The 23,053-nt window shown below is 70.9% G+C and carries 21 protein-coding genes; 5 read left to right on the top strand and 16 right to left on the bottom strand.

Features of this window, described 5'->3' with window-relative positions:
- Window positions 1–15: 15 nt before the first annotated feature.
- From CS0771_RS02945 to CS0771_RS02925, 5 genes are all read right to left on the bottom strand, one after another.
- Complete coding sequence (locus CS0771_RS02945; RefSeq protein ID WP_212839677.1) at window positions 16–1,059, bottom strand: ABC transporter ATP-binding protein; 1,044 nt, start codon at window positions 1,057–1,059, stop codon at window positions 16–18.
- Window positions 1,043–2,077 (bottom strand): ABC transporter ATP-binding protein, encoded by a 1,035-nt coding sequence (locus tag CS0771_RS02940; protein WP_212839676.1) that lies wholly within the window; start codon window positions 2,075–2,077, stop codon window positions 1,043–1,045. The genes CS0771_RS02945 and CS0771_RS02940 overlap by 17 nt, the downstream gene beginning before the upstream one ends.
- 6 nt (window positions 2,078–2,083) lie before the next feature.
- Window positions 2,084–3,058, bottom strand: a complete 975-nt coding sequence (locus CS0771_RS02935; protein ID WP_212839675.1) for an ABC transporter permease — start codon at window positions 3,056–3,058, stop codon at window positions 2,084–2,086.
- A gap of 10 nt (window positions 3,059–3,068) precedes the next feature.
- Window positions 3,069–3,998, bottom strand: a complete 930-nt coding sequence (locus CS0771_RS02930; RefSeq protein ID WP_212839674.1) for an ABC transporter permease — start codon at window positions 3,996–3,998, stop codon at window positions 3,069–3,071.
- Between the two features lie 196 nt (window positions 3,999–4,194).
- A complete protein-coding gene (locus CS0771_RS02925) occupies window positions 4,195–5,820 on the bottom strand; it encodes an ABC transporter substrate-binding protein (protein ID WP_212839673.1) in 1,626 nt (541 codons plus the stop codon).
- A gap of 640 nt (window positions 5,821–6,460) precedes the next feature.
- On the opposite strand from CS0771_RS02925, the gene mdh reads away from it, so the two are divergent.
- Complete coding sequence (gene mdh, locus CS0771_RS02920; protein WP_212839672.1) at window positions 6,461–7,411, top strand: malate dehydrogenase; 951 nt, start codon at window positions 6,461–6,463, stop codon at window positions 7,409–7,411.
- 180 nt (window positions 7,412–7,591) lie between these two features.
- Here the strand turns inward: mdh and CS0771_RS02915 are convergent, their stop codons facing one another.
- The gene (locus tag CS0771_RS02915; protein ID WP_212839671.1) at window positions 7,592–8,119 is read right to left on the bottom strand and encodes an MSMEG_6728 family protein; all 528 of its coding nucleotides are present in this window, start codon (window positions 8,117–8,119) and stop codon (window positions 7,592–7,594) included.
- 90 nt (window positions 8,120–8,209) lie between these two features.
- Between CS0771_RS02915 and CS0771_RS02910 the strand changes: the two genes are divergently transcribed.
- On the top strand, window positions 8,210–8,881 hold the full coding sequence (locus tag CS0771_RS02910) for a uracil-DNA glycosylase (protein ID WP_244870573.1): 672 nt from the start codon (window positions 8,210–8,212) through the stop codon (window positions 8,879–8,881).
- Between the two features lie 347 nt (window positions 8,882–9,228).
- Entirely contained in the window at window positions 9,229–10,446 is a 1,218-nt protein-coding gene (locus tag CS0771_RS02905) for an NADP-dependent isocitrate dehydrogenase (RefSeq protein ID WP_203741481.1), read from the top strand.
- 222 nt (window positions 10,447–10,668) lie between these two features.
- Here the strand turns inward: CS0771_RS02905 and CS0771_RS02900 are convergent, their stop codons facing one another.
- The 6 genes from CS0771_RS02900 to CS0771_RS02875 form a co-directional block, all read right to left on the bottom strand.
- Entirely contained in the window at window positions 10,669–11,997 is a 1,329-nt protein-coding gene (locus CS0771_RS02900) for a hypothetical protein (RefSeq protein ID WP_212839669.1), read from the bottom strand.
- A 49-nt stretch (window positions 11,998–12,046) separates the two neighbouring features.
- Window positions 12,047–12,952 (bottom strand): alpha/beta fold hydrolase, encoded by a 906-nt coding sequence (locus CS0771_RS02895; RefSeq protein ID WP_212839668.1) that lies wholly within the window; start codon window positions 12,950–12,952, stop codon window positions 12,047–12,049.
- Between the two features lie 10 nt (window positions 12,953–12,962).
- On the bottom strand, window positions 12,963–13,991 hold the full coding sequence (galT, locus tag CS0771_RS02890; protein ID WP_212839667.1) for a galactose-1-phosphate uridylyltransferase: 1,029 nt from the start codon (window positions 13,989–13,991) through the stop codon (window positions 12,963–12,965).
- Entirely contained in the window at window positions 13,988–14,743 is a 756-nt protein-coding gene (locus CS0771_RS02885; RefSeq protein WP_212839666.1) for a DeoR/GlpR family DNA-binding transcription regulator, read from the bottom strand. Before CS0771_RS02885 ends, galT begins: the two co-directional genes overlap by 4 nt.
- Window positions 14,744–14,932: 189 nt before the next feature.
- Complete coding sequence (locus CS0771_RS02880) at window positions 14,933–15,970, bottom strand: glycosyltransferase family 2 protein (protein WP_212839665.1); 1,038 nt, start codon at window positions 15,968–15,970, stop codon at window positions 14,933–14,935.
- Window positions 15,967–16,929 (bottom strand): sulfotransferase, encoded by a 963-nt coding sequence (locus CS0771_RS02875; RefSeq protein ID WP_212839664.1) that lies wholly within the window; start codon window positions 16,927–16,929, stop codon window positions 15,967–15,969. The genes CS0771_RS02880 and CS0771_RS02875 overlap by 4 nt, the downstream gene beginning before the upstream one ends.
- Window positions 16,930–17,014: 85 nt before the next feature.
- Between CS0771_RS02875 and CS0771_RS02870 the strand changes: the two genes are divergently transcribed.
- Together CS0771_RS02870 and CS0771_RS02865 are read left to right on the top strand one after the other, a co-directional pair.
- Complete coding sequence (locus CS0771_RS02870) at window positions 17,015–17,821, top strand: WecB/TagA/CpsF family glycosyltransferase (RefSeq protein WP_212839663.1); 807 nt, start codon at window positions 17,015–17,017, stop codon at window positions 17,819–17,821.
- Between the two features lie 179 nt (window positions 17,822–18,000).
- Window positions 18,001–18,591: a Uma2 family endonuclease gene (locus CS0771_RS02865; RefSeq protein WP_212839662.1), complete on the top strand. Its 591-nt coding sequence runs from the start codon at window positions 18,001–18,003 to the stop codon at window positions 18,589–18,591.
- Between the two features lie 135 nt (window positions 18,592–18,726).
- Here CS0771_RS02865 and CS0771_RS02860 read toward each other — a convergent pair whose 3' ends face one another.
- From CS0771_RS02860 to CS0771_RS02845, 4 genes are read right to left on the bottom strand one after another with little or no spacing between them, the layout of a single operon-like run.
- Window positions 18,727–19,746, bottom strand: a complete 1,020-nt coding sequence (locus CS0771_RS02860) for a glycoside hydrolase family 26 protein (RefSeq protein ID WP_212839661.1) — start codon at window positions 19,744–19,746, stop codon at window positions 18,727–18,729.
- A gap of 1 nt (window position 19,747) precedes the next feature.
- Window positions 19,748–20,500: an SAM-dependent methyltransferase gene (locus tag CS0771_RS02855; protein WP_212839660.1), complete on the bottom strand. Its 753-nt coding sequence runs from the start codon at window positions 20,498–20,500 to the stop codon at window positions 19,748–19,750.
- A 44-nt stretch (window positions 20,501–20,544) separates the two neighbouring features.
- A complete protein-coding gene (locus CS0771_RS02850) occupies window positions 20,545–22,152 on the bottom strand; it encodes a lipopolysaccharide biosynthesis protein (protein ID WP_212839659.1) in 1,608 nt (535 codons plus the stop codon).
- Window positions 22,149–23,021: a sulfotransferase domain-containing protein gene (locus CS0771_RS02845; protein ID WP_212839658.1), complete on the bottom strand. Its 873-nt coding sequence runs from the start codon at window positions 23,019–23,021 to the stop codon at window positions 22,149–22,151. Before CS0771_RS02845 ends, CS0771_RS02850 begins: the two co-directional genes overlap by 4 nt.
- Window positions 23,022–23,053: the final 32 nt, after the last annotated feature.

The following is a 23,053-nucleotide window of genomic DNA, read 5'->3' as shown; positions in this document are numbered from 1 at the left end:
CTCGTGCAGGGCGGGTCAGCCCACGACCTGGCGCAGCTCCGCGAAGTGGCAGGCGCTGGGGTGCGGCTCGACGCCGCGGCGGATCAGCAGCGGCTCCTCGACCGAGCAGCGCTCCTGCGCCTTCCAGCACCGGGTGCGGAAGCGGCAGCCCGACGGCGGGTTGGCCGGGGACGGCACGTCGCCGACCAGGCGGATGACGTCGCGGTGCTGGCGGGCGTCCGGGTCCGGCACCGGCACCGCCGACAGCAGGGCCTGGGTGTACGGGTGGGTCGGCCGCTCGTAGATCTCCTCGTCGGAGCCCAGCTCGACCATCTTGCCCAGGTACATCACGCCGACCCGGTCGGAGATGTGCCGCACCACGGACAGGTCGTGCGCGATGAAGATGTAGGACAGGTTCAGCTCGCCCTGCAGCTTCTCCAGCAGGTTGATGACCTGCGCCTGGATCGACACGTCCAGCGCCGACACCGGCTCGTCGCAGACGATGATCTCGGGCCGCAGGGCCAGCGCGCGGGCGATGCCGATGCGCTGGCGCTGGCCGCCGGAGAACTGGTGCGGGTAGCGGTTGACGTGCTCCGGGTTGAGGCCGACCAGCTCCAGCAGCTCCTGCACCCGGCGCCGGCGGTCGCCCTTCGGGGCCACCTCGGTGTGGATCTCGTACGGCTCGCCGATGATGTCGCCCACGGTCATCCGCGGGTTCAGCGAGGTGTACGGGTCCTGCATCACCATCTGCACGTTGCGGCGCAGCCGGCGCAGCTCGCGGCCGCCCATCTTGAAGATGTCCTTGCCGCCGAGCACGGCCCGGCCGGCGGTCGGCGTCTCCAGCCGCATCAGCAGCTTGGCCAGCGTGGACTTGCCGCAGCCGGACTCGCCCACGATGCCCAGCGTCTCGCCGCGGTGCAGCTCGAAGCTGACCCCGTCGACCGCCTTGACCGCGCCGATCTTCTTCTTGAAGAGGATGCCCTGGGTGATCGGGAAGTGCTTGACCAGGTTCTCGACCCGCAGCAGCGGCTCACCGGCCGGGCGCGGCGCGCCCTGCACGGCGTCAGCGGAGTGTGCCATCGAGCATCTCCTTCGCGAAGTGGCAGGCGCTGGTCCGGCCGTGGCCGAGGTCCAGCGATCGGGGTGTCGAGGTCGTGCAGACCGACTTGACGTACGGGCAGCGCGGGTGGAACGCGCAGCCGGTCGGCGGGCGCAGCAGGTTCGGCGGCAGGCCCTTGATCGTCGCCAGCTCGGTGCCCTTGGAGTCGAGCCGCGGGATCGAGTCGAGCAGGCCCTGGGTGTAGGGGTGCGCGGGGCTCTTGTAGAGCGTGTGCACGTCGGCGTGCTCGATGATGCGGCCGGCGTACATGACCGCGATCCGGTCCGCGACGTCGGCGACCACGCCGAGGTCGTGGGTGATCAGGATCAGGCCCATGTTCAGGTCGCGGCGCAGGTCCGCGAGCAGGTCCATGATCTGCGCCTGCACCGTCACGTCGAGCGCGGTGGTGGGCTCGTCGGCGATGAGCACCTTCGGGTCCATGGCCAGCGCCATGGCGATCATGACGCGCTGGCGCATACCGCCGGAGAACTGGTGCGGGTAGTCCTTGACCCGGGCTTTCGCTGCCGGGATCTTGACCTGGTCCATCAGCTCGATCGCCCGCCTGGTGGCGTCCTTCTTCGACATGCCCGCGCGGGTGCGCAGCGTCTCGGAGATCTGCCAGCCGACCGGGAAGACCGGGTTCAGGGCCGACAGCGCGTCCTGGAAGATCATGGCGATCTCCTTGCCGCGCACCTGCCGGCGCTTCTCCTCCGGCATGGCGAGCAGGTCCTCGCCCTTGTAGAGGATCTGCCCGCTCGGGATCTTCGCGGGCGGCATGTCCAGGATGCCCATGATCGCCTGCGCGGTGACCGACTTGCCCGAGCCGGACTCGCCCAGCACCGCGAGCGTCTCGCCCGGGTCCAGGTGGTACGACACGCCGTTGATCACGCGGGCCACGCCGTCGCGGGTGTGGAACTCGACGAACAGGTCCTTCACCTCGAGCAGGTGCTGCGCACCGGCCCGGGGTGCGTACGCGTCTTCTACGCGGATGTCAGTCATGGCAGATCACCGGAGCTTCGGGTCGAACGCTTCGCGGATCTTGTCGCCCATGATGATGAAGGCGAGCACCGTCAGCGCGAGGAAGGTGGACGGGACGAGCAGCGGGATCGGGTTGGTGCGCACCAGGCCGATCGGGGAGGCCGCCGAGATCTGCTGGCCCCACGACTGCGCCGGGGGCTCCAGGCCCACGCCGAGGAAGGACAGCGACGCCTCGGCCGCGATGAACGTGCCCAGCGCGATCGTGATGACCACCAGGAACGGCGCCAGCGCGTTCGGCAGGATGTGCCGCCACATGATGCGGCCGTTGCCCGCGCCGAGCATGCGCGCCGCGGCGACGTAGTCCTGGTTCTTGGCGGTGATGACCGAGGAGCGGACCACTCGCGCGGCGGTGGTCCAGCCCAGGCCGCCCAGGATCAGCACGAAGCCGGCGATGCGCGCGCCGTTGCCGCCGCCCGCGTTGTCGATGCGGTACATCAGGACCAGGCCGGCCAGGATCAGCGGCAGGCCGAGCACGATGTCGACGATCCGGGAGATCACCGCGTCGACCGCCCCGCCGAAGAAGCCGGAGGTGAGCCCGGCGACGATGGCGAGGAAACCGGCGAACAGCGCCGAGAAGAAGCCGATCATCATCGAGTTGCGGGTGCCGTAGATGGCCCGCGTGTAGACGTCGCAGCCCTGGTAGTCGTAACCGAAGATGGCCGCCCCGCTGGGCGCCGCGTTCTGGTTCGACAGCGAACAGGCCAGCGGGTCCCCGCTGGTGAACAGGCTGGGCACCGCGGTGATGGCCAGCACCAGCAGGCCGATCGCGACGGCCAGCCAGAACAGCGGGCGGCGGCGCAGGTCGCGCCACGCGTCGGCGGTGGCGCTGCGCGGCTTGCTGACCTCCATGGTGTGCGGCTGGCCGGGCGCGTTCGGCGCGCCGGCCGGGCCCGGGGTCGCGCTGTGCAGCTCGGTGGCGGTCACAGTCTCGAAATCACTCATTGTCTTCCGCCTACTCGTACCGGATCCGCGGGTCGAGCACCGCGTACAGCAGGTCCACGATCAGGTTCGCGACCAGGAACACGATCACCAGCACGCTGACCGTGCCGATGACGACCGGCGCGTCGCCCAGCCGGAGGTTCTTGTAGAGCAGGTTGCCGACGCCGGAGATGTTGAAAACGCGCTCGGTGATGATCGCGCCGCCCATCAGCGAGCCCAGCTCGACACCGATGAAGGTGACGATCGGGATCAGCGAGTTGCGCAGCACGTGCACGCCGATCACACGGCGGCCGGGCATGCCCTTCGACTTGGCCGTACGCACGAAGTCCGCGCGCAGGTTCTCCGCGACCGACGCTCTGGTCAGCCGCATCGCGGTCGCCACCGACAGCAGGCCCAGCACGATGCCGGGCAGGATCAGCTCGTACCAGGTGGGCGGGTTGTTCGCGGTGGCCGGGAAGATCGGGAACTTCACGCCGAACAGCAACTGGCCCAGCGGCGCGAGCACCACGGTCGGGATGCCGATGATGACCAGCGTCAGGACCAGCGTCGAGTTGTCGAAGATGCTGCCGCGCCGGATGCCGGCGATCACTCCGGCGCTGACGCCGAAGAGGATCGTGACCAGGATGGCGATCGTCGCGAGCATGGCGGTGGCCGGGAAGGCCTCCGCGATCATGGTGCCGATGTCGCGGCCGGTCAGGGACTCACCGAGGTTTCCGGTGACGAGGTCCTTGAGGTAGTACCAGTAGCGCTCGAAGAAGCCGTCGTTGAGGTGGAACTTCTCGATCAGCTGAGCGCGCTGGCTGGCGCTGACCGGCTTCTCGCCGGCCAGGTTCTGGATCGGGTCGCCTTCGCCGCCGGCGAACATGAGCGCGAACACGATGAACGTGGTCCCGAGGAAGACCAGGATCATCTGTAGCAGGCGCCGCACTAGGTAGCGGAACATCGTCGATTTCTTCTCTCACCTGGCAGCACGATTAGGTACGAATTGCGTCTTTCGTACCACGGTGCCGCGGTCGACGTGGTGGCAGTGCGCGGATCCCGGCCTTCAGGGCAGGGGAGGTGGGTGGGGGTGCTCAGACCGGTGGTGGTGCCGGCCCGATCGGGACCGGCACCACCACCGTCAATCAGTCGTCAGCGGGTCAGCCGACCGACTCGATCTTGTTGAGGTCGACGCGGGTGAACAGGTCGATCGCGACGTTCTTCACCTTGGTCGAGTGACCGAAGACGTTCTGGCCGAAGCGCAGGGGCAGGACCGGCAGGTCCTTGGCGAGGATGTCCTCGGCCTCCTGGTACTTCTTGATGGCCTCGTCCGTGGTCGGCGCCTCGGTGCCGGCCTTGACCAGGCTGTCGAACTCCGGGTTGCTGTAGCCGTAGTAGTTCGACGAACCGTTGGTCGAGTACAGCGGGCCCAGGTAGTTCTCCATCGACGGGTAGTCGAAGGCCCAGCCCAGGCGGAACATGCCGACGTCCTCCTTCGCCTTGACCTTGGTGAGCAGGTCGGCGAACTTCGGCTCCGGGGTGGCCACGCAGTCCACGCCCAGGTTCGTCTTCAGCTGGTTGCAGGTGGCCTCGACCCACTGCTTGTGCGGGCCGTCGGCGTTGTAGCTGATGTTCAGCTCCTTCGGGCCCTTCGCCTTCTCGTACAGCGACTTGGCCTCGGTCGGGTTGAACTCGCACGCCGTGCCGCAGGTCTTGTCGCGGTAGCCCGCGACGACCGGCGAGGTGAAGGAGTACGCCGCCTTCTGCGAACCCTGGAAGATCTTGTTCGCGATCTCCTCGCGGTCGATCGCCATCGAGATCGCCTTACGCACGTCCACGTCCTTGAAACGCGGGTCGAACGTCGGGAACGCCAGGAAGGTGAAGCTCGACGACGGGGACTGCTGGAAGCGGTCGCCCAGGTCGCCCTGCACCGTCGACAGGCTCTCGGTCGGGATCTGCTTCACGACGTCGAGGTTGTTCGCCAGCAGGTCGGCGTACTCGGCGTCGCTGTTCTGGTAGATCTTGAACAGGGCGCCGCCGATGTGCGGCTTGGTGCCCGCGAACGCGTCGTACTTCTCGACCTCGACCTGGGAGTCGTGCTGCCAGGTGCCCTTGATCTTGAACGGGCCGTTGCCGACCGGCGCCTGCTCGAAGTCCTTCTTGAGGACCAGCGGAGCGGCGGTGTCGCTCTCCCACGCGGCCTTCGGCAGCGGGTAGAACGCGGTGTAGCCCAGCAGCGACTTGAACTCGCTGAACGGCGCGCTCAGGGTGACCGTGAAGGTCTTGTCGTCGACCTTCTTCAGGCCGGTGAGGGTGTTGGCCTCCGGCGTGGCGGTCGCCTCAGCCGGGTTCATGGCCTTGTAGCCTTCGATCTTGTCGAAGAAGTAGTTGTTGTCCTGGGCGTTCGGGCCGTAGGCGCCGTAGTTCCAGGCGTTGATGTAGCTGTCGGCGGTCACCGGCTCGCCGTTGTGGAACGTCCAGCCGTCCTTCAGCTTGACGGTCCACGTCTTGTTGTCCGTGGTGGTGATCTCCTGGGCCGCGACCTCGAAGGGCTTGTTGGCCTCGTCGAAGTCGACCAGGGGGGCGAACAGCGCGGAGAGCACCTGCGAACCGCCGGTCTCGGCGGTGTTCGTGGGGATCAGGTGCTTCGGTTCGGAAATACCGATCGAAACGACGCCGTTCTGGTTGGCGCTTCCCGAGTCGCCACCGCTCTTGCCACAGGCCGTCAGGCCCAGGGTGACAGCGAGCGGAAGTGCGGCCCAGGCGGCGAGCCTGCGGACCTGCATTGAGCCTCCTCATCTCCTACGCCGCACCAGCAGTCGGCAGGCTGACCTGCCGTTGTCACGCAGTGCAACGTGCGGCAAAGGTAGGACGAAGCTCGGCCCGGCACCAAACCCGTGGATTGCAGATTCGCAACGGTCTAAGCACTGACTACTTGCGCATCTGACCTGGCTTTGGTATTAGAGAGCAGCCTGCTATATGGGCGGATCTAAGGCATTATGCCCGATTCATTGCGTGACCGGAACGACAACAGGCTGTCACATGGTGGGACGCGACCCCGCCCGAATTGCCCCTAAAAGGCGTCCCGGATACTGGAAGATCCTGCCACCAAGCGCACACGGTGATCTATCACACTGCTACCCACAGTTAGTTCCCCAGCTAAGGGGCCAAATGATCGACGGCGGTCAGCGCGGTCGCTACCGCCCGGCCGAGCAGGATCCGCGAAAATGACCGGGAAACGGGCGCGCGCCGAGGCGGCAAAGAGGCCGCCGACCGGCATAGTCGGTGAGGCCGGGCGCTCCAGCCCACACCCGCCGCACCCCAACGGGCCTCGATAGAGCCCGCGGGCTATGGTGCGGTTCGTTACACCTTCGTCACAGGGCCGCTGGTTACCGCCAGACGTCCGCCAGCAGGGAGTATGTGCCAATGGGCAAGAAGGTCACCGTCGTCGGCGCCGGTTTCTACGGGTCGACCACCGCGCAGCGCCTGGCCGAGTACGACGTCTTCGAGACCGTCGTGCTCACCGACATCATCGAGGGCAAGCCGGAGGGCCTCGCGCTGGACCTCAACCAGTCGCGGTCCATCGAGGGCTTCGAGACCAAGGTCGTGGGCGCCACCACCGGCACCGACGGCTCCGGCTACGAGGCCATCGCCGGCTCCGACATCGTCGTGATCACCGCCGGCCTGCCGCGTAAGCCGGGCATGAGCCGCATGGACCTGCTCGAGGTCAACGCCAAGATCGTGCGTGGGGTGGCCGAGCAGGTCGCCAAGCACGCCCCGAACGCCGTCGTGATCGTCGTGTCGAACCCGCTCGACGAGATGACCGCGCTGGCCCAGCTCGCCACCCAGTTCCCGAAGAACCGGGTCATCGGCCAGGCGGGCATGCTGGACACCGCCCGCTTCACCCACTTCGTCGCCGAGGAGCTGAAGGTCCCGGTCGGCTCGGTGAAGACGCTGACCCTGGGCTCGCACGGCGACACCATGGTGCCGGTCCCGTCGCGCTGCACCGTGAACGGCAAGCCGCTGTCCGAGCTGCTGCCCGCCGACAAGATCGAGGAGCTGGTCACCCGCACCCGCAACGGCGGTGCCGAGGTCGTCGCGCTGCTCAAGACCGGCTCGGCGTACTACGCCCCGTCGGCCGCCGCCGCCCGCATGGCCAAGGCCGTGGCCGAGGACTCCGGCGAGGTCATGCCGGTCTGCGCCTGGGTCGACGGCGAGTACGGCATCTCCGGCGTCTACCTCGGCGTCGAGGCCGAGATCGGCGCCGCGGGCGCCCGCAAGATCGTCCTCACCGACCTCACCGAGTCCGAGCTGGCCGGCCTCAAGGAGGCCGCCGAGGCCGTCCGCGCCAAGCAGTCCGACGTAGCCGGCCTCTAAGTCGAAAGGAAGGGCACCTTCTTAACGCTATGCGTTGTAGAAGGTGCCCTTCTTAACGTCCGCGTCTGCTGGCCTCCGCGCCGCGACAGCGGCCTGGCCGCTTGGCGCTGCCGTGACCTCGCGGCTCTTTCCAGATCTTGTGCACTTGGTGCTGCTGGAGCGACACGAAGCGCACAAGATCTACGAGGCGCGGGCGGCGGGTGGCCGGTAGCGGGCGGGGGAGCGGTCAGGCGGGCAGGCGTGCGGGGCGCGGTCCGACGCGGGCCAGACGTAGGGCAGGTCGGACACCTCGCCGCCGAACAGCGGCTGGTAGAAGGCCGGGTCCTTGCGCAGCAGGGCGGAGCGGTGGGCGGCGTGGAACGCCGCGTCGCCCAGCCACGGCGGCAGGTCGCCCGTCGCGGCGAGCGCCTGCTGGGGGCGTACCCCCACGATTCCGCACGCGGACCGCAGGTCGGTCAGGAGGGTGGCCGCGCAGGTGTCCGCGCGGTCGGCCGCCGACCAGGCGGCGCACATCTCCAGGCCGTAGCGGGCCAGCGCCTCCTCGTACCCGGCCCACATCTTCACGGCGGGATGGTGGCGCCAGCCGTATCCGGGCACGATCAGCCCGCGCAGCACCTGGATCGCCTCCACGCGCTGCTTGCCCAGCCGCCGCGGATCGAGCACCCCGGCGCTCAGCGCGAAGTCCGGATAGGGCAGAAAAGTCTGCACGTGTGGGCATACCCGCAGGTCAGGTGAGGCAAACCGCCGCGGTGGGACGGAGCCGCGCGCTTGTCGGATGTGGGCACTATGGTGTCCGGCATGGCATTGGACCTGCTCGACCTGCTGCCCGCCGAGTGGCGCGACGTGATGAAGCCGCACCTCGACCTGGACGCCACCGCGAAGCTGTCGGCCTTCGTGGAAAACGCGTACGCCACCGAGACGGTGTATCCCCCGCAGGAGGACCTGTTCACGGCGTTCCGGCTCACCTCGCCCGCGCACACCCGCGTGCTCATCCTCGGCCAGGATCCGTACTTCAAGCCCGGCCAGGCGCACGGGCTCAGCTTCAGCGTGCGCCCCGGCGTGACCGTGCCGCCGAGCCTGCGCAACGTGTACAAGGAGTTGGAGGACGACCTCGGCGTCCAGCGGCCGACGAACGGCGACCTGACCCCGTGGGCGAGCCAGGGTGTGCTCATGCTCAACGCGGTGCTCACCGTCGGCGTCAAGCCGGGCAGCCACGCCAACAAGGGCTGGGAGGCGTTCACCGACGCCGCGATCAAGGCGGTCAACGACTCGCCCTACCGCGTGGTCTTCGTGCTGTGGGGCGCCTACGCCCGCAAGAAGGCCGCGCTGGTCACCAACTCGCACCACATCGTGCTGGAGGCCGGGCACCCGAGCCCGATGAACCCGGCCGGCTTCCTCGGCAGCAAGCCGTTCTCGAAGATCAAGGCCGCGCTGCTGGAGGCGGGCCGCGGCGAGATCAGCTGGAGCTGACCGGATCGTCCGCCTGCCACCGCGCCCGGCCGTGCGCGGTGGCAGGCGGTCCCTGCCCGGCGGTCCCTGTCCGCGCGCGTTCGGTCGGCGTGGCCTTGGCCCACGTGCGGGCAGCCCGTGCGCCCGGGCCCGCGCCGCTCCCCTCCGGCTCCCGTCACCAGCCGAGCAGCAGCGCCGGGACGAGCCCGGCGACGACGCTGACCGCCAGGCCGATGCCGCCCGTGACGGGAGGCACGTCACCCTGGCGGTTGCGGCAGGTCGAGTTGGCAGTACGCTCGTACTGCTAGACGTGACCGCCGCCCGGCCCTCTGCAGCCGGACGCCAGAGGTTAGAGGAGCGCCAGCACGATGGCGAAGATCAAGGTAAACAACCCGGTCGTGGAGCTCGACGGCGACGAGATGACCCGGATCATCTGGAAGCAGATCCGCGAGCAGCTCGTCCTGCCCTACCTCGACGTGGAGCTGGAGTACTACGACCTGGGCATGGAGCACCGGGACGCCACCGACGACCAGGTGACGATCGACGCCGCCAACGCGATCAAGCGGCACGGCGTGGGCGTCAAGTGCGCCACCATCACCCCGGACGAGGCCCGCGTCGCGGAGTTCGGCCTGAAGAAGATGTGGAAGTCGCCGAACGGCACCATCCGCAACATCCTCGGCGGCGTGGTGTTCCGTGAGCCGATCATCATGAGCAACGTGCCCCGCCTGGTGCCGGGCTGGACCAAGCCGATCGTCATCGGCCGGCACGCCCACGGTGACCAGTACAAGGCCACCGACTTCGTGGTCCCCGGCCCCGGCAAGGTCACCATCACCTACCAGCCGGCCGACGGCTCGGAGCCGATGGAGCTGACCGTCGCCGACTTCGCCGACGGCGGCGTCGCCATGGGCATGTACAACTTCGACGAGTCGATCCGCGACTTCGCGCGCGCCTCGCTGCGCTACGGCCTGGCCCGCAACTACCCGGTCTACCTGTCGACCAAGAACACCATCCTGAAGGCGTACGACGGCCGCTTCAAGGACATCTTCGCCGAGGTCTTCGAGACCGAGTTCAAGAGCGAGTTCGAGGCCGCCGGCATCACCTACGAGCACCGGCTCATCGACGACATGGTCGCCGCGGCGCTCAAGTGGGAGGGCGGCTTCGTCTGGGCGTGCAAGAACTACGACGGTGACGTGCAGTCCGACACCGTGGCGCAGGGCTTCGGCTCGCTCGGCCTGATGACCTCCGTGCTCATGACGCCCGACGGCAAGACCGTCGAGGCCGAGGCCGCGCACGGCACCGTCACCCGGCACTACCGCCAGTGGCAGAAGGGCGAGAAGACGTCGACCAACCCGATCGCGTCGATCTTCGCCTGGACCCGGGGCCTCGCGCACCGCGGCAAGCTGGACGGCACCCCGGAGGTGACCAACTTCGCGAACACGCTGGAGCAGGTCATCATCGAGACCGTCGAGGGCGGCGCGATGACCAAGGACCTCGCGCTGCTGATCTCGCGCGACGCGCCGTGGCAGACCACCGAGGAGTTCATGAACACCCTCGACACCAACCTGGCCCGCCGCCTCGGCGCCTGATCGCGTCTCGGCGAATCGGGCGGGAGGCCGGAACCTGGTCCGGCTTCAGTCGTTTGACCAGGTGAAACAGCAGAAGAATCCCGCCTGATTGTCCCTTCCCAACAGAGCCGGCCCGCGTCCCCCAGACGCGGGCCGGCTCTGTTGTCTCCCTGTCCCGGGCGAAGATCGCCGCCTCGTGTCGAATTCTGTGGTCTGGCCACACTTTCCGACACGAGGTGGCGATCAACCGTCGGTGCGGCGGAGCCAGACGGGGCCGCCGGGGGTGTCCCGGAGCTCGATTCCGGCGGCTGTCAGCGCTTCGCGTACCCGGTCCGCCCCGGCCCAGTCACGCGCCGCGCGAGCCTGCTCCCGCTGTGCGACCAGCGCCTCCACCAGCGGAGTGAGCAGCGGCGTCGGGTCCGCGGTGCCGGCCAGCGCGCCCAGCCGCACGATCATGCCGCGCAGCAGGCCGTGCGCGTGCTCGCCGGAGTCGGAGGTGAGCGTGTCGGCATTCCAGTCGGTGATGGCCTGCTCCAGTTCGAGCACCGCGGCCACGCAACCGTCGACGTCGCGTTCGGCCAGCGCGGCCGAGAACCGCGCCTCGGCCTCGTCGGCCGCCTCCCGCAGCGACGCCGCGACCACCGCACTGCCGTGGACCGCACCGTCGTGGACCGGACCGACCGCGCCGAAGCCCCCGACCCCTCGGCCGCCGTCCCCGGCCGCGCGGCGGCCTGCCTCGACGCCCTTCCCGGGAGGGTTAAGAAGGTGCCCTTCCTCTACGTATTCCGTTAAGAAGGTGCCCTTCCTTTCGGGGAAGGGGAGGGGGAGGACGGTGCCGGCGGGGTGGACGGTGCTGTGGCCGTCGCGGCGGAGGGTGAGGGTGCCGTTGCCCAGGACGGTGGCGGTCATGGCGGTGAGGTCGCAGACGAGGGCGGTGTGCTCGTCGACGCCGACGATGAGGGTGCCGTCGGGCAGCTCGCGTTCGAGGCGGGCCAGGCGGGGTTCGCCCAGGTAGCAGAAGCGGGTGTCGTGGTGGCCGCCCTCGGCGTTGTCGTAGTGCGGCACGATCACCGCGGGCACGCCGGTGAGCTGGTGGAACAGGTCGAGGCCGGGAGACCAGCGCGGGTCGGCGCCGGCCTTGTAGATCTCGTACACGGGGATGGTGTGCGAGCCGAGGGTGAGCGCGGCGGCGCTCGCGAACACGAGCACGTCGGCCTGGGTGAGCAGGGCGGGCAGTTCCGTGCCGTGCCACTGGCGCAGGGCGTACGTCGGCGACCCCGGCCCCGCGAAGATCCAGCCGGCCCCGCGCAGGGCGGCCAGCGCGCGTTCCCGGTCCAGGCCGGGCGGCGGCGCCTGCCGCCAGGACACGACGTCCACGGCCCGCCCGACGCTCTGCGCGAAGTAGCCGACGGCCCGTGCGCTGATCTCGTCGGCGTTGAGCTGGAAGCCGTACGGCGTGTCCAGCAGCACCGCGGGCGCGGTGTCCGGCAGCGTCGCGAAGAACTGCCGGTGTGGCTTGATCATGGTGGGGGTGGTCTCGCCGGATCCCATGATCACCAGAAGCTTGGTCATGCCTTCTCCTCGCTGCGCAGGTCAGGGGCGCGGACGGAGTCCACCGCGGTCAGCCGGCCCGGACCAGGCTCAGCAGGTCGGCGGCGAGCAGGTCGGGGTGCTGGGCGTGCAGGTCGTGGTCGCTGCCGGGATACCAGCGCACGGTCGCGGCGGGCAGCGCCGCGGCGGCACGGTGCACCGGCGCGGCGCGTTCGTCGTCGGGGCCGGTCGCGGGCAGCAGCAGCGCCGGTACGGTGACCCGGGGCAGGTCCGGGCCTGGCGGGTCGTCCCACATGGAGCGCAGGATCTCCAGGTGGCGGGGGATCGTCAGGCGTCGCTCCATGGTGCCGTCGGGGCGGACGCGCATGTTGGCCAGCGTCGCCTCCTTGGCCGTCGCCGACCAGTCGGCGTGCGCCGACTCCAGCCACTGGCGCATGGCATCGGCGGGGCGGCCGTCGATGTCCTGCGGCCGCAGCACGCGCTCGCAGGACTCCCAGTCCGGGAAGGCGCTGTGCAGGTCGATCCAGCCGCCGTCGACCAGCCCCACCGCACCGGGCAGCTTCGGGTGTGCGGCGGCCAGCCGCACCACCACGTTGCCGCCCCACGACTGGCCCGCCACCACGGGCTGGTCCAGGCCGAGCGCGTCGATCACCGCGGCCAGGTCCGCCGCGGCGGTCGCGGTGTCGTACCCGGACTCCGGCGCGTCCGACTCGCCGTGCCCGCGCAGGTCGACCGCCCAGCTCGGGTGCCCGGCGGCGGCCAGTGCGACGGCGACCTCGTCCCACAGCCGCGCGTTCGACGACAGTCCGTGGACCAGCAGGAACGCGGTGCCCTTCCCTTCACGCGGCGGTTGCGGCGCACCGCCCGTCCGGCCGGCGGCCTCGCCGGACCCGGTGGGACCGGCGGCCGCCCGATGACGCAGGCGCAGGGTCACGCCTGGCGCGACCTCGACGCCGAGGACCTCTACTTCGTTCACATGTACGAACTTAGAGGGAAACCGCCCGCAGCGCAGCCGCCGCCTGCTCCGGCGCGATGTCGTTGACCCACGCGCCCATCGCCGACTCCGATCCGGCCAGGTATTTCAGCTTTCCCGGGGCCCGGCGCGAGCTGATCAGACGCAGGTGCAGGTAACCGAGGTCGCGGTCGGCGTGCACCGGGGCCTGGTGCCAGCCCGCGATATAGGGCATGTCCAGCCCGAACAGCCCGTCCAGCCGCCGGGTCAGCTCGGACCAGAGCGGGGCGCAGGCGTCGCGCTCGTCGTCGGTGAGCGCGGCCAGGTCGGGCACCTGCCGGTGCGGGGCCAGGTGGATCTCGTACGGCCAGCGCGCCGCGTACGGCACGAACGCGGTCCAGTGCTCGTTGGCGGCGACGACCCGCTCGCCCGACGCGCGCTCACCGGCCAGCAGTTCGGCGTAGAGGTTGCCGTGGCCCTGCTCCCGGTGCCGGCGGGCGGCGTCGAGGTAGCGGCGGGTGGTCGGCGTGACGTACGGGTACGCGTAGATCTGGCCGTGCGGGTGGTGCAGCGTCACGCCGATCTCGACGCCCCGGTTCTCGAAGCAGAACACCTGCTCGACGCCCGGCTGGGCGGACAGCTCGGCGGTGCGGTCGGCGAGCGCGGCGAGCACCGTGCGCACCCGCGACACGGGCAGGTCCTTGAACGACGAGTCGTGGTCGGGGGAGAAGCAGACCACCTCGCAGCGGCCGCTGTCGCCGGAGAACGAGGGGAACCGGTTCTCGAACACCACCACGTCGTAGTCGTCGGCGGGCACCTCACCGGCGAACTCCGGCTTGGCCGGGCACAGCGGGCACTCGGCGGCCGGCGGCAGGAACGTGCGCGTCTGCCGGTGCGCGGCGATCGCGATCCACTCCTCGGTGAGCGGGTCGAAGCGCAGCTGCGCGGGCGGGGGCGGCGTGGGCAGCTCGCGCGTGTCGACGGTGGCGCGTACCGCGTCGTCGTGCTCGTCGAAGTAGATCAGCTCGCGGCCGTCGGCCAGGGTGGTGCTGGTGCGCTTCATGCGGTCATCTCCACGGCGGTGAGCTCGCTGACGTCGACGGGCGGGGCGGCGTCGGTGATCAGCAGGTCGACGGCGCTGAGCGGGCAGATCGAGGCGATGCCGAGCGTCTCCCACTTGGTGTGGTCGGCCAGCACCACCAGGCGGCGGGTGGCCGCGATGAGCGCCCGGTTCGTCTCCGCCTCCAGCAGGTTCGGCGTGGTCAGCCCCGCGTCCACGCTGAGCCCGTGCACACCGAGGAACAGCTGGTCGACGTGCAGGTCACGCAGGGAGGCCACGGCGATCGGGCCGACCAGGGCGTCGGAGGGGGTGCGGGTGCCGCCGGTGAGCACCACGGTCTGGTCCGGGCGGCCGGAGCGGTAGAAGACGTCGGCGACCGGGATCGAGTTGGTGACCACGGTCAGCCCCGGCACCTCGATCAGCCGCTGGGCGAGCCGCACGGTGGTGGTGCCGGCCGACAGCGCGATCGCGCTGCCCGGGTTCACGTGCGCGGCCGCCGCTTCTGCCAGCCGGGCCTTCTCGGTACGCTGGCGTTCGGCCTTGGCCGCGAAGCCGGGCTCGTCGGCGACGCCGGACGGGGGAGCGGTGGCCCCGCCGTGCACCTTGATCACCAGCCCGCGCTCGGCCAGCACCTCCAGGTCGCGGCGGATGGTCATGTCGGAGACGCCCAGCTCGGCGACGAGGTCGGCGACGCGGACACCGCCCGCCCGGCGCACCTGGGCCAGGATCACCTGCTGTCGCTGCGGCGCGAGCACCCCGCCTCCTCACCGATATCAACTCACCGAAATCCAACAAGAGTCAACACGGTATCGTACGCGACCGCCCATCGGCAACGCCTGCCTCCGCCCAGCGTGCGCAGCCTCAACGACTCGCGCCCTGCCTGCTGGGCGAGGGCGCGAGTCGTTGTAGGCCGCGCACGAACGAGCGGGCGTGTGGGATCGCGTTCAGATGCCGTGGCCCCGGCGGTGGAGGGCGGTGAGGACGGTTTCCACTTTGACGGCGCCGGTCAGAGCGGCCAGGGCGATGGCGGCACGGGGCTCCCGCCAGTTGTTGCGGACCGTCTCGCGGGCCCAGCGCCAGGCCTGGCGGCGGTCGCCGGCCGCGGCCGACCAGCAGGCCAGCTGACCGTAGACCCGGGCCGCGCCGGGGCGGCAGCCGGAGATCTCCGGGTGGCGGGCCATCATCCAGCGCAACGACGAGATCTTCGTGGCGTACTCGTACGCGTAGAAGCTGCTGCGCCCCCAGAGCACCCGCACCAGCGGCTCGTCCACGTGCACGATCGGGTGCCGCCGAGCGGCCCGCAGCAGCAGGTCCCAGTCCTCGTTCTGGCTGCCGGGGGCATCCTCGGAGACAGGGCCGATCGCCCCGTCCGCCAGCAGCGCCTCGCGCCGGGCCAGGAAGCCCGACGAGTGCAGCATCGACATCCGGCTGCGCGCAAGGTCGTCCACGGTGACCAGGTCGGTCCCGGCCAGCCGCGGGTGCGCGGCACCCTCGAACTCCACCTCGATCGCACACGTCGCGAACTGCGCGGTGGGCGTACGTGCCAGCGCGTCCACCTGGCGGCGCAGCTTCGCCGGGTGCCAGACGTCGTCGTCGTCGCAGAACGCGACCAGCTCGGTGTCCAGCGCCGTGATGCCGGTGTTGCGCGCTCCGGCCAGCCCGGCCTGGCGCGCGTTGGCCACCACCAGCACCGGCCGCCCGCCGTCGGTGGCGAGCGATGGATCCGGCTCGGCCTGGTCGAAGACCACGAGCACGCGCAACGGCCCGGGGTAGTCCTGTGCGCGTACCGCATCCAGGGCTTTGCGCAGCAGCTCCGGGCGGCTGCGGGTGGGGATGACCACGCCGACGGCGGGCCAGTCGCGCGAGCCGGGCGTCGCGCCGAGCACGGCCGTGCCGGGCGCGGCGGGCGGGTGTGCCGTGGCCGCCGCCGGGCGCGCCCCCCGGCCGCCGTCGAACCGTCCGCTGTTGGCCTTGAGCTTCATCGGTGCGCTCCTACGATCTCGGCGTTGCTGCTCAGCGGGTAGCCGTACGCCCGCAGCAGCGGCGCGCAGACGGCCCCGACCAGGGCGCGCTGGCGCGGCGGCAGCTGCCGGCGCCAGGCGTCGTCGCGGCGCAGCTCGATGCGCCCGACCGTGAAGCGCATCGGGTTGCCCGCGGCGCTGTGACCGCGGGACAGCTCGACGGCGTCGTCGTGCAGGAAACCCAGGTCCATCACGGACGGGTCCATGCCCATGAACGCGGCGACCCGGCGCACCGTGTTGCGCGGCCGGGCCAGGAACTCCTCGTAGCGCACCCGCCGCACCGGCACGCCCCGCCGCCGCAGCAGCCCGAAGGCGGCGTTGTGCGCGTTCCACAGCAGCGCGCTGCGGGTCGGCGCGTAGCGGGTCATCTCCTCGGAGCCGTCGGTCTCCGGCCGGGACACCGTCTTGGTCCACGAGTACGCCACGCCGCGCGCGTCGCGCACCACGTGCAGCACGCGCAGGTCCACCTCGTCCGACCAGCGCAGGCAGTGCGCCAGCGCGCTGTGCTTGGACGAGTCGATCACCACGTTCGCCTCGGACACGGTGGCCGCCGCGGCGTAGATCTTCGCGTAGTAGCCGGCGTACTCGGTGACGAGCGCGGTGAAGTCGCCGGCCAGGCGGGCCGACCCGGCCAGCCGCGGGATGTGCCGGGTGCGCTCGACCAGGTCGCGCAGGGCCAGGATGCGGTGCACGTCGACCCGGTGCCAGCCGCCGAACGCGGCGTGCCCGACGCGCTGCCAGAAGTCGCAGCGGCTGAACCGGTCGCCGCAGCCGCAGCGCTCGTCGTCGCGTACGTCGCGCTGCCAGAGATGGACGATCTCGCCCAGGGCGCAGACGCCGGGCAGCTCGCCCAGCACCCGCTCGATCAGGGTCGTGCCGCTGCGGCCGAGTCCACCGACGAAAAGAACCCTGGTTGCCATACATCCCCCACTGCCGCGCCACGGCGTGACGCGCTCGTACGGCATAACGACCGAACCGCCTACTTGGTCTGTATTGTCTGATTTCGTGTCTTTTACGGGGACTGTCTATGGCCGCCGGGTCCGCCTCGCCGGCACCTGGTTCGACGCGGTCACCGAGGAGACCGTCGCCGACCGGGTGCTCGCCGCGCTCGAACGCGGCGAAGGCGGCCGCATCCTCACCCCGAACGTCGACATCATGCGGCTGGCCACCGGCCGCGGGGTGCGCGCCGCCGAGGTGCGCGGCTTCCTGGAGGACGCCGCGCTCGTGGTCGCCGACGGCATGCCCCTGGTCTGGGCCAGCAGGCTCGCCCGCACCCCGCTCCCCGAACGGGTGACCGGATCCGGTCTGATCTGGACCCTCAGCGCCGCCCTCGGCCGGGCCCGCCGCTCCGTGTACCTGCTCGGCGGCTCGCCCGCCGACGAGACCGGCATGGACGGCGCGGTCAAGGCCGCCTCGGTGCTCGCCGCAGGCTGCCCCGGGCTGCGCATCGCGGGCCAGGTCGCGCCGCCGTTCGGGTTCGACCTCGATCCGGACACGTGCGCGCAGGTGTACACCGACGTGATCGAGGCCAAGCCCGACTTCGTCTTCGTCGGCCTCGGCTTCCCGAAGCAGGAGCGGGTCATCTCGGACCTGCGCGCCGAGCTGCCGTTCACCTGGTTCATCGGCTGCGGCGCGGCCATCGGCTTCGTCGCCGGCGAGTTGCACCGCGCCCCCATCTGGATGCAGCGCAGCGGCCTCGAATGGGCCCACCGCCTGGCCCAGGAGCCCGGCCGCCTGGCCGGCCGATACCTGGTCCACGACCTCCCCTACGCCGCCCGCCTCCTCGCCACCTCCGCCCTCCGCCGCAAGTAAGGAAGGGCACCTTCTTAACGCTTTCCGTAGAGGAAGGTGCCCTTCTTAACGCCTGATCGATTAAGTTGCGCCGCGGTGCTGTTCAGCCCGGACCGGGGCCACTACGCTGGTGGTGACCCTGGGGAGGGATCGATATGACAGCAACGGTCGAGAGGTTTGCGAATCAGCAGGTGACGGACGTGGACAGTGACCACCCGTTCGATCCGTTGGTCGATCTTGATGGCATGTGGACCGTCGAGGTGGCCGAGCGCTACCTGCCCATCCCGGGACTTCCTCTGGTGAAGTACGAGTGCTGGGACGGGAAACTGTTCATATCTCCATACGAGGCCGCACGCAATTCATATGGCGCGATCGAGCTGGCATCGGCATTTCGCGCCGGTGCCCGGGAAGCCGGCTACTACGTCTACGGCACGGTCAACCTGACCATGGGCGCGCTCGACCGCTGGATCCAGCCTGATCTGACGGTGCTGGACAGCCCGCAGCACGGCACGTGGGTGGCTGCCGAGCACTGCGTGATGGTGGTCGAGTTCGTCAGCCCGTCGAGCGTGCGCCGGGATCACGTCAACAAGCCCGCCGCCTGTCTGCAGCAGGGCATCGCCTGGTTCATGACCGTCGAGCTGGACGCCGCCCGGGATCTCGCCGTGGTCGAGCTGCGCCGCCTGGTCGACGGCCGGTATGAGCTGGTCACCCGGGCCGTGTCCGGGCAGCGTATGCAGATGGTGGAGCCTTTCGCCGCCGACTTCGATCCGGCGGACCTGCTCGCCCGCTGAAGATCTGTTTCCGTGGACGCTGAGCACTGTCATGGCGACGTCCAGCGTCCACGAAAACGGATCACCGCCCCTGCGCGAAGTCGATCAGGAGACTGTGGCCACGACACACCGCCGAGCCGTGCCATAAGGTCATGATCAACGGGGTTGGGGATTGAACCAGGGGTCGTGGGCGGTGGTGCGGAAAGCCTGGAAGGGGGCGGGGTCGGGGCGGAGGGCGAATTCGCCGGCGGGGGTGCGGTCGTCGGGGTTGGATTCGAAGTAGAGGACCGCTTTGATCTGGGTGTTGGTGCGGAAGACGCGGTGGGCGTCGGAGAGCCAGTCGGCGCGCTGAGGGGCGGTCCAGGCGCGGGAGACGCCGTATTCGCCGATCATGATGGGGTGGGGGCGGGCGGCGGCCCAGTGCAGGAAGGGCTCCAGGAGGTCGGCGATGGGGGTCAGGGCGCTGCCGGCGTAGACGTCGGCGCAGGTCCAGTCGACCTGGTCGTCGCCGGGGTAGAAGTCCAGTGCGCGGCCGGTGGTGAAGCCCTGCTCGGTGGGGCACCAGACCCAGGACACGTTGTCCGCGCCCTCGGCGGCGAACAGCGCGCGGGTATGCCGCCACGCCGCCGTGTACTCGTCGGGGGAGCCGACCTCGGCGAGCAGGTTCGGGCGGTCCATCTCCCAGCGCAGCCGTAGCAGCACCGGCACGTCCAGGTCGCGCGCCTGGCGGGCGCGTTCGCGGATCAGCTCGTCGTGCTCGCCGAGCAGCACCTCGGCGCTGGGGCCGCCGGTCCAGCTGAACATCAGGGTGGCGCCGGACGTGAGGAACGTCCGGTCGGAGCTGGTGCCGAACTCCTCCCGCAGCCGCCGGTACGTGTGCACGATGTCCAGCCTGCGGCCGAGGTCCCGTTCGAAGTCGGCGATGCCGGTGACCCGCCCGGCCTGGGTGAGGCTCGCCGGGCGGACCCAGGCCCCGAGCAGCGCTCCGGACGCCGGCGCGGCGACCGGGCCGCCGGAGGCCAGCGGCGGGCGGGTCCCGGCGGGCCCGGCCGGCGCGACCGCGATGCCCCGGTCGGCCCGGTGCGGGGAGCCGCACGTGGCGAGCAGGGCCACGGCGGCCACCCCGGCGAGGATCCGTGACACGCGGCCGGCGACGCCGTGCCGGAGAGGCTGCATCTCAGTCGACGTTCCGGGTGCGCCGGGCGACGTAGAGCACGTTGACGGCCCAGGTGCCGCCCCAGCCGGTGCGGGCGACGAAGTCGTCGACGAGGCGGGCCAGCGTGCGCAGCCCGCGGCGGCCGTACCAGCCCTGCGTGAACAGGGCGAAGCCGCGCTGCTCCACGATGGTGAAGCCGTGCCGGTCGAGCAGCTCGGCGACCTCGGTGTGGTCCAGCTCGGCGAACCACGGCGAGCCCGCGTGCCGCTGGTGGCGCAGGTGGCGCAGCGAGTGGCGGTTGCCGTGGTTCTCCACCACCAGCAGCCCGGCGTCGTAGTTGGGCAGCACCTTCGCGCCGAACGCGATGGCCCGCTCGCGTACCTCGTTGTCCACGTTGAGCAGCAGCCGGAAGATGGTGACCAGGGCCGGGATCTCGGTCGGGGCGGGGTCGGGCACCTCGCCCGCGGCCTCGACCAGGTGCAGCTCGGCGTATGCGCCGACCTCCTCGGCCTTGGACAGCATCGCGGCCGACGTGTCGTAGCCGTGCGCGCCGCGGACCAGGCCGTGCAGGATGCGGATGGCCCGGCCGGTGCCGCAGGCGAAGTCGTGCTGCACCGGGCGCCGGTAGGGGAACGCCCGTTTGGCCAGCCGCCGCAGGTAGGCGCGCTGGCGCCGATTTATCGCCGAGGAATAGCTGTCCGGGGCGTATACGACGTGCTCGTACTTCTCGACCGTCGCCTCGTCCTGGAAGATCTCGGTGTAGTCGGCGCGCATGCGGTTCGTGTTCCTTTTCTGCTCGTACTCGGTGCGTTGCTCCGCTACCCCTGGGTAGCGGCCTGGTCGGTGTTGCGGCGGCCGGGGCGGGCGGCCTTGAGCAGCGCCCGGAGCCCGAGCCGGTCGTGGTAGCGGCGCAGGCCGCCGAGGTAGACGCCGGTGGCCAGGACGAGGGCGGCCCCGGCGCCGACCGGCTGGCTGGGCACGACCAGGCGGACCAGCCAGGGCAGCACGCCGAAGCTGGTGGCGGCGAGCGCCATCGCGGTACGCGTACCGGTGCCGAACGGGTGCAGCCGCAGCGAGCCGGACAGCTGCGCCAGCGGCAGCAGGTTGTTGACCGCGACCGCGGCGGCCAGGCCGATCGCCGCGCCCAGCACGCCGAGGCGGGGGATGGTCAGCAGGTCGATGCAGACCATGGTGGCCAGCGCCAGCAGCACGTTCATCAGGTTCCAGGTGGTGCGCCCGGCCATGGACAGCACCATGTCGACCATGCCGCAGCCGGTGCTGATCAGCATCGCGGCGGCCAGCACCCGCACCGCGGGCGCGGCGGAGGTGTACGAGGGCCCGAACAGCCCCAGGTACAGGTCGGCGTAGCAGGCCACGACCAGGTGCAGCGGCCAGCTGATCAGGACGAGCCAGGCGGTGGCGGTCTGGTAGAGCCGCAGCGCGCCCGCGCGGTCCCCGACGGCCAGCGTCTCGGCCAGCCGGGGCTGCACCACCTGCGCGATGGAGCCGTTGGCCAGCTGTCCGAGCACGACGAAGCGGCCCGCTACGGCGTACGCGGCGGCGGGGGCGAGCCCGGCGAGCCCGGCGACCATGAGCACGTCTACCCGCTGCAGCGCGGTCTGCGCCGCGTTGGCCAGGGCACGCGGGGCGGTGTACCGCCAGAACGCGCCGGCCACGGGACGGCCCTCGATGCGGGCGGCCGCCCGCTCGCTGCGGGTCATCGTGGGCTCGTGGTGCCACCTGCGCCAGACCAGGAAACCGGCGATCGCGGCGACCGGCACGTACGGCAGCACCCACGCCAGCGCCCAGGTCTGCGCCGCCGCGCCGGTGCCCGACAGCAGCGCGGCCGCGGCCAGGCCGCCCACGCAGAGCAGCTGCACGGCCGGGCGCATGATCTTCTCCAGCAGCACGGTCGGCCGCATCATGCGATAGCCCCGGGTGGCCGCCAGCAGCGCCTCGGACAGCGCCACGACCGGCAGGAACAGCGCCAGCGCGGCCAGCGGCGCGGCGTAGTCCGGCACGAACCGGGCGGCGCCGAGCCAGACCGCCACGCCCAGCGCGACGCCGAGCACGGCGACCGGCACCAGGCCGCTGCGCAGGCACGGGCCGATCAGCTCGGGCCTGCCCAGCGCGCGCAGCCGGGCGGGCCAGTACACCAGCGCGGTCGTCGTGCCGAGCCGGGCGAACCCGCCGACCAGCACGAACGCCGCCGTCGCGGCGAAGAAGGAGCCGGCCGCGTGCGGGCCGAGCCCGCGCGCGACGAGCCAGGTCACCCCGACCCCGGCCACCGCCGCGAGCGCCGCCCCGGCCAGGTTGGCCACCCCGCCCCGGGCGAACCCGGACAGGCTCGCGGCCCCGTCCGCCGGCGGGGGTGCCGGTTGCGCCGGGACGGCCGCCTCGGGCGCGGTGGTGAGCGGGCTGGTCACGCGCGCCAGCTCGGCGTACGGCCCAGCCACTCGGCCAGCGCCGTGTCGTGCGGGGCGTAGTGCGCGATCAGCTCGGCGCGCAGCCGGGCGGGCATCGGCGCGCTGCGCGGGCGGGCGTTGTGCTGCTCGAACTCGGGGTAGCTCAGGTGCGGCAGGCCGAGGAACGCCAGCACATCGTCGTACACCGGTTTCGGGTCGGCGAAGAAGCGCTCGCTCTCCACCACCAGCATCCGCTCCCGGCCCACGTGCTCGGCCATCCGGCGCAGGTAGACGGCGTACTCGCCGCGCGAGCGGTAGCCGTGGTGCTGGTGCGAGAACGAGTACGCGTGCTCGTCGGCGAGCAGCCGCTCCCGCTGCCCGCGCAGCCGGGCCGGTTCCAGGTCCAGCGCCTGTGCGAAGTCGGTCACCGTCTCGAAGCCGCGCGCCACCTCGTGCGCGTGCTGCGAGTAGGCCCGCTCCACCGGGTCGCGCACCAGCACGATCACCTTGATGCCGGGCAGGTCGCGCGCCATTCGGGCACCGGCGTGCGGGTGGTAGAGGTAGTACGGGCTGGACTCGAACGTCTGCGGGGGCACGCCCAGCTCGCGCTCGACCCGGGCGGCGGTGCGCCGCAGCGGGAAGTGCCCCCGATACCAGGCCCCGCCCCGGTGGTAGCTGGTGTCGAAGTAGTGCACGCCCTTGTGCAGCACCGCCTTGAGGATCGCGGGGTGCGCGGCGAGCGCCCGGTAGAGCGAGGTCGTGCCGCAGCGCTGCCCGCCGCAGATCAAGAACGACGGCAGCAAACGCGCGCCCGCGGTCAGCCAGCCGACCGAGCGGGATCCGATGTGCACGACCCGCTTGACCGACTCCGGCACGTTCGACGTCTTCACTTGCTCTCCATGCGTCAGGGTGGGGCGTGCCC

The organism is Catellatospora sp. IY07-71, from assembly GCF_018326265.1.
Lineage (GTDB): Bacteria > Actinomycetota > Actinomycetes > Mycobacteriales > Micromonosporaceae > Catellatospora.
This window is presented reverse-complemented; position numbering and strand designations above follow the sequence as displayed.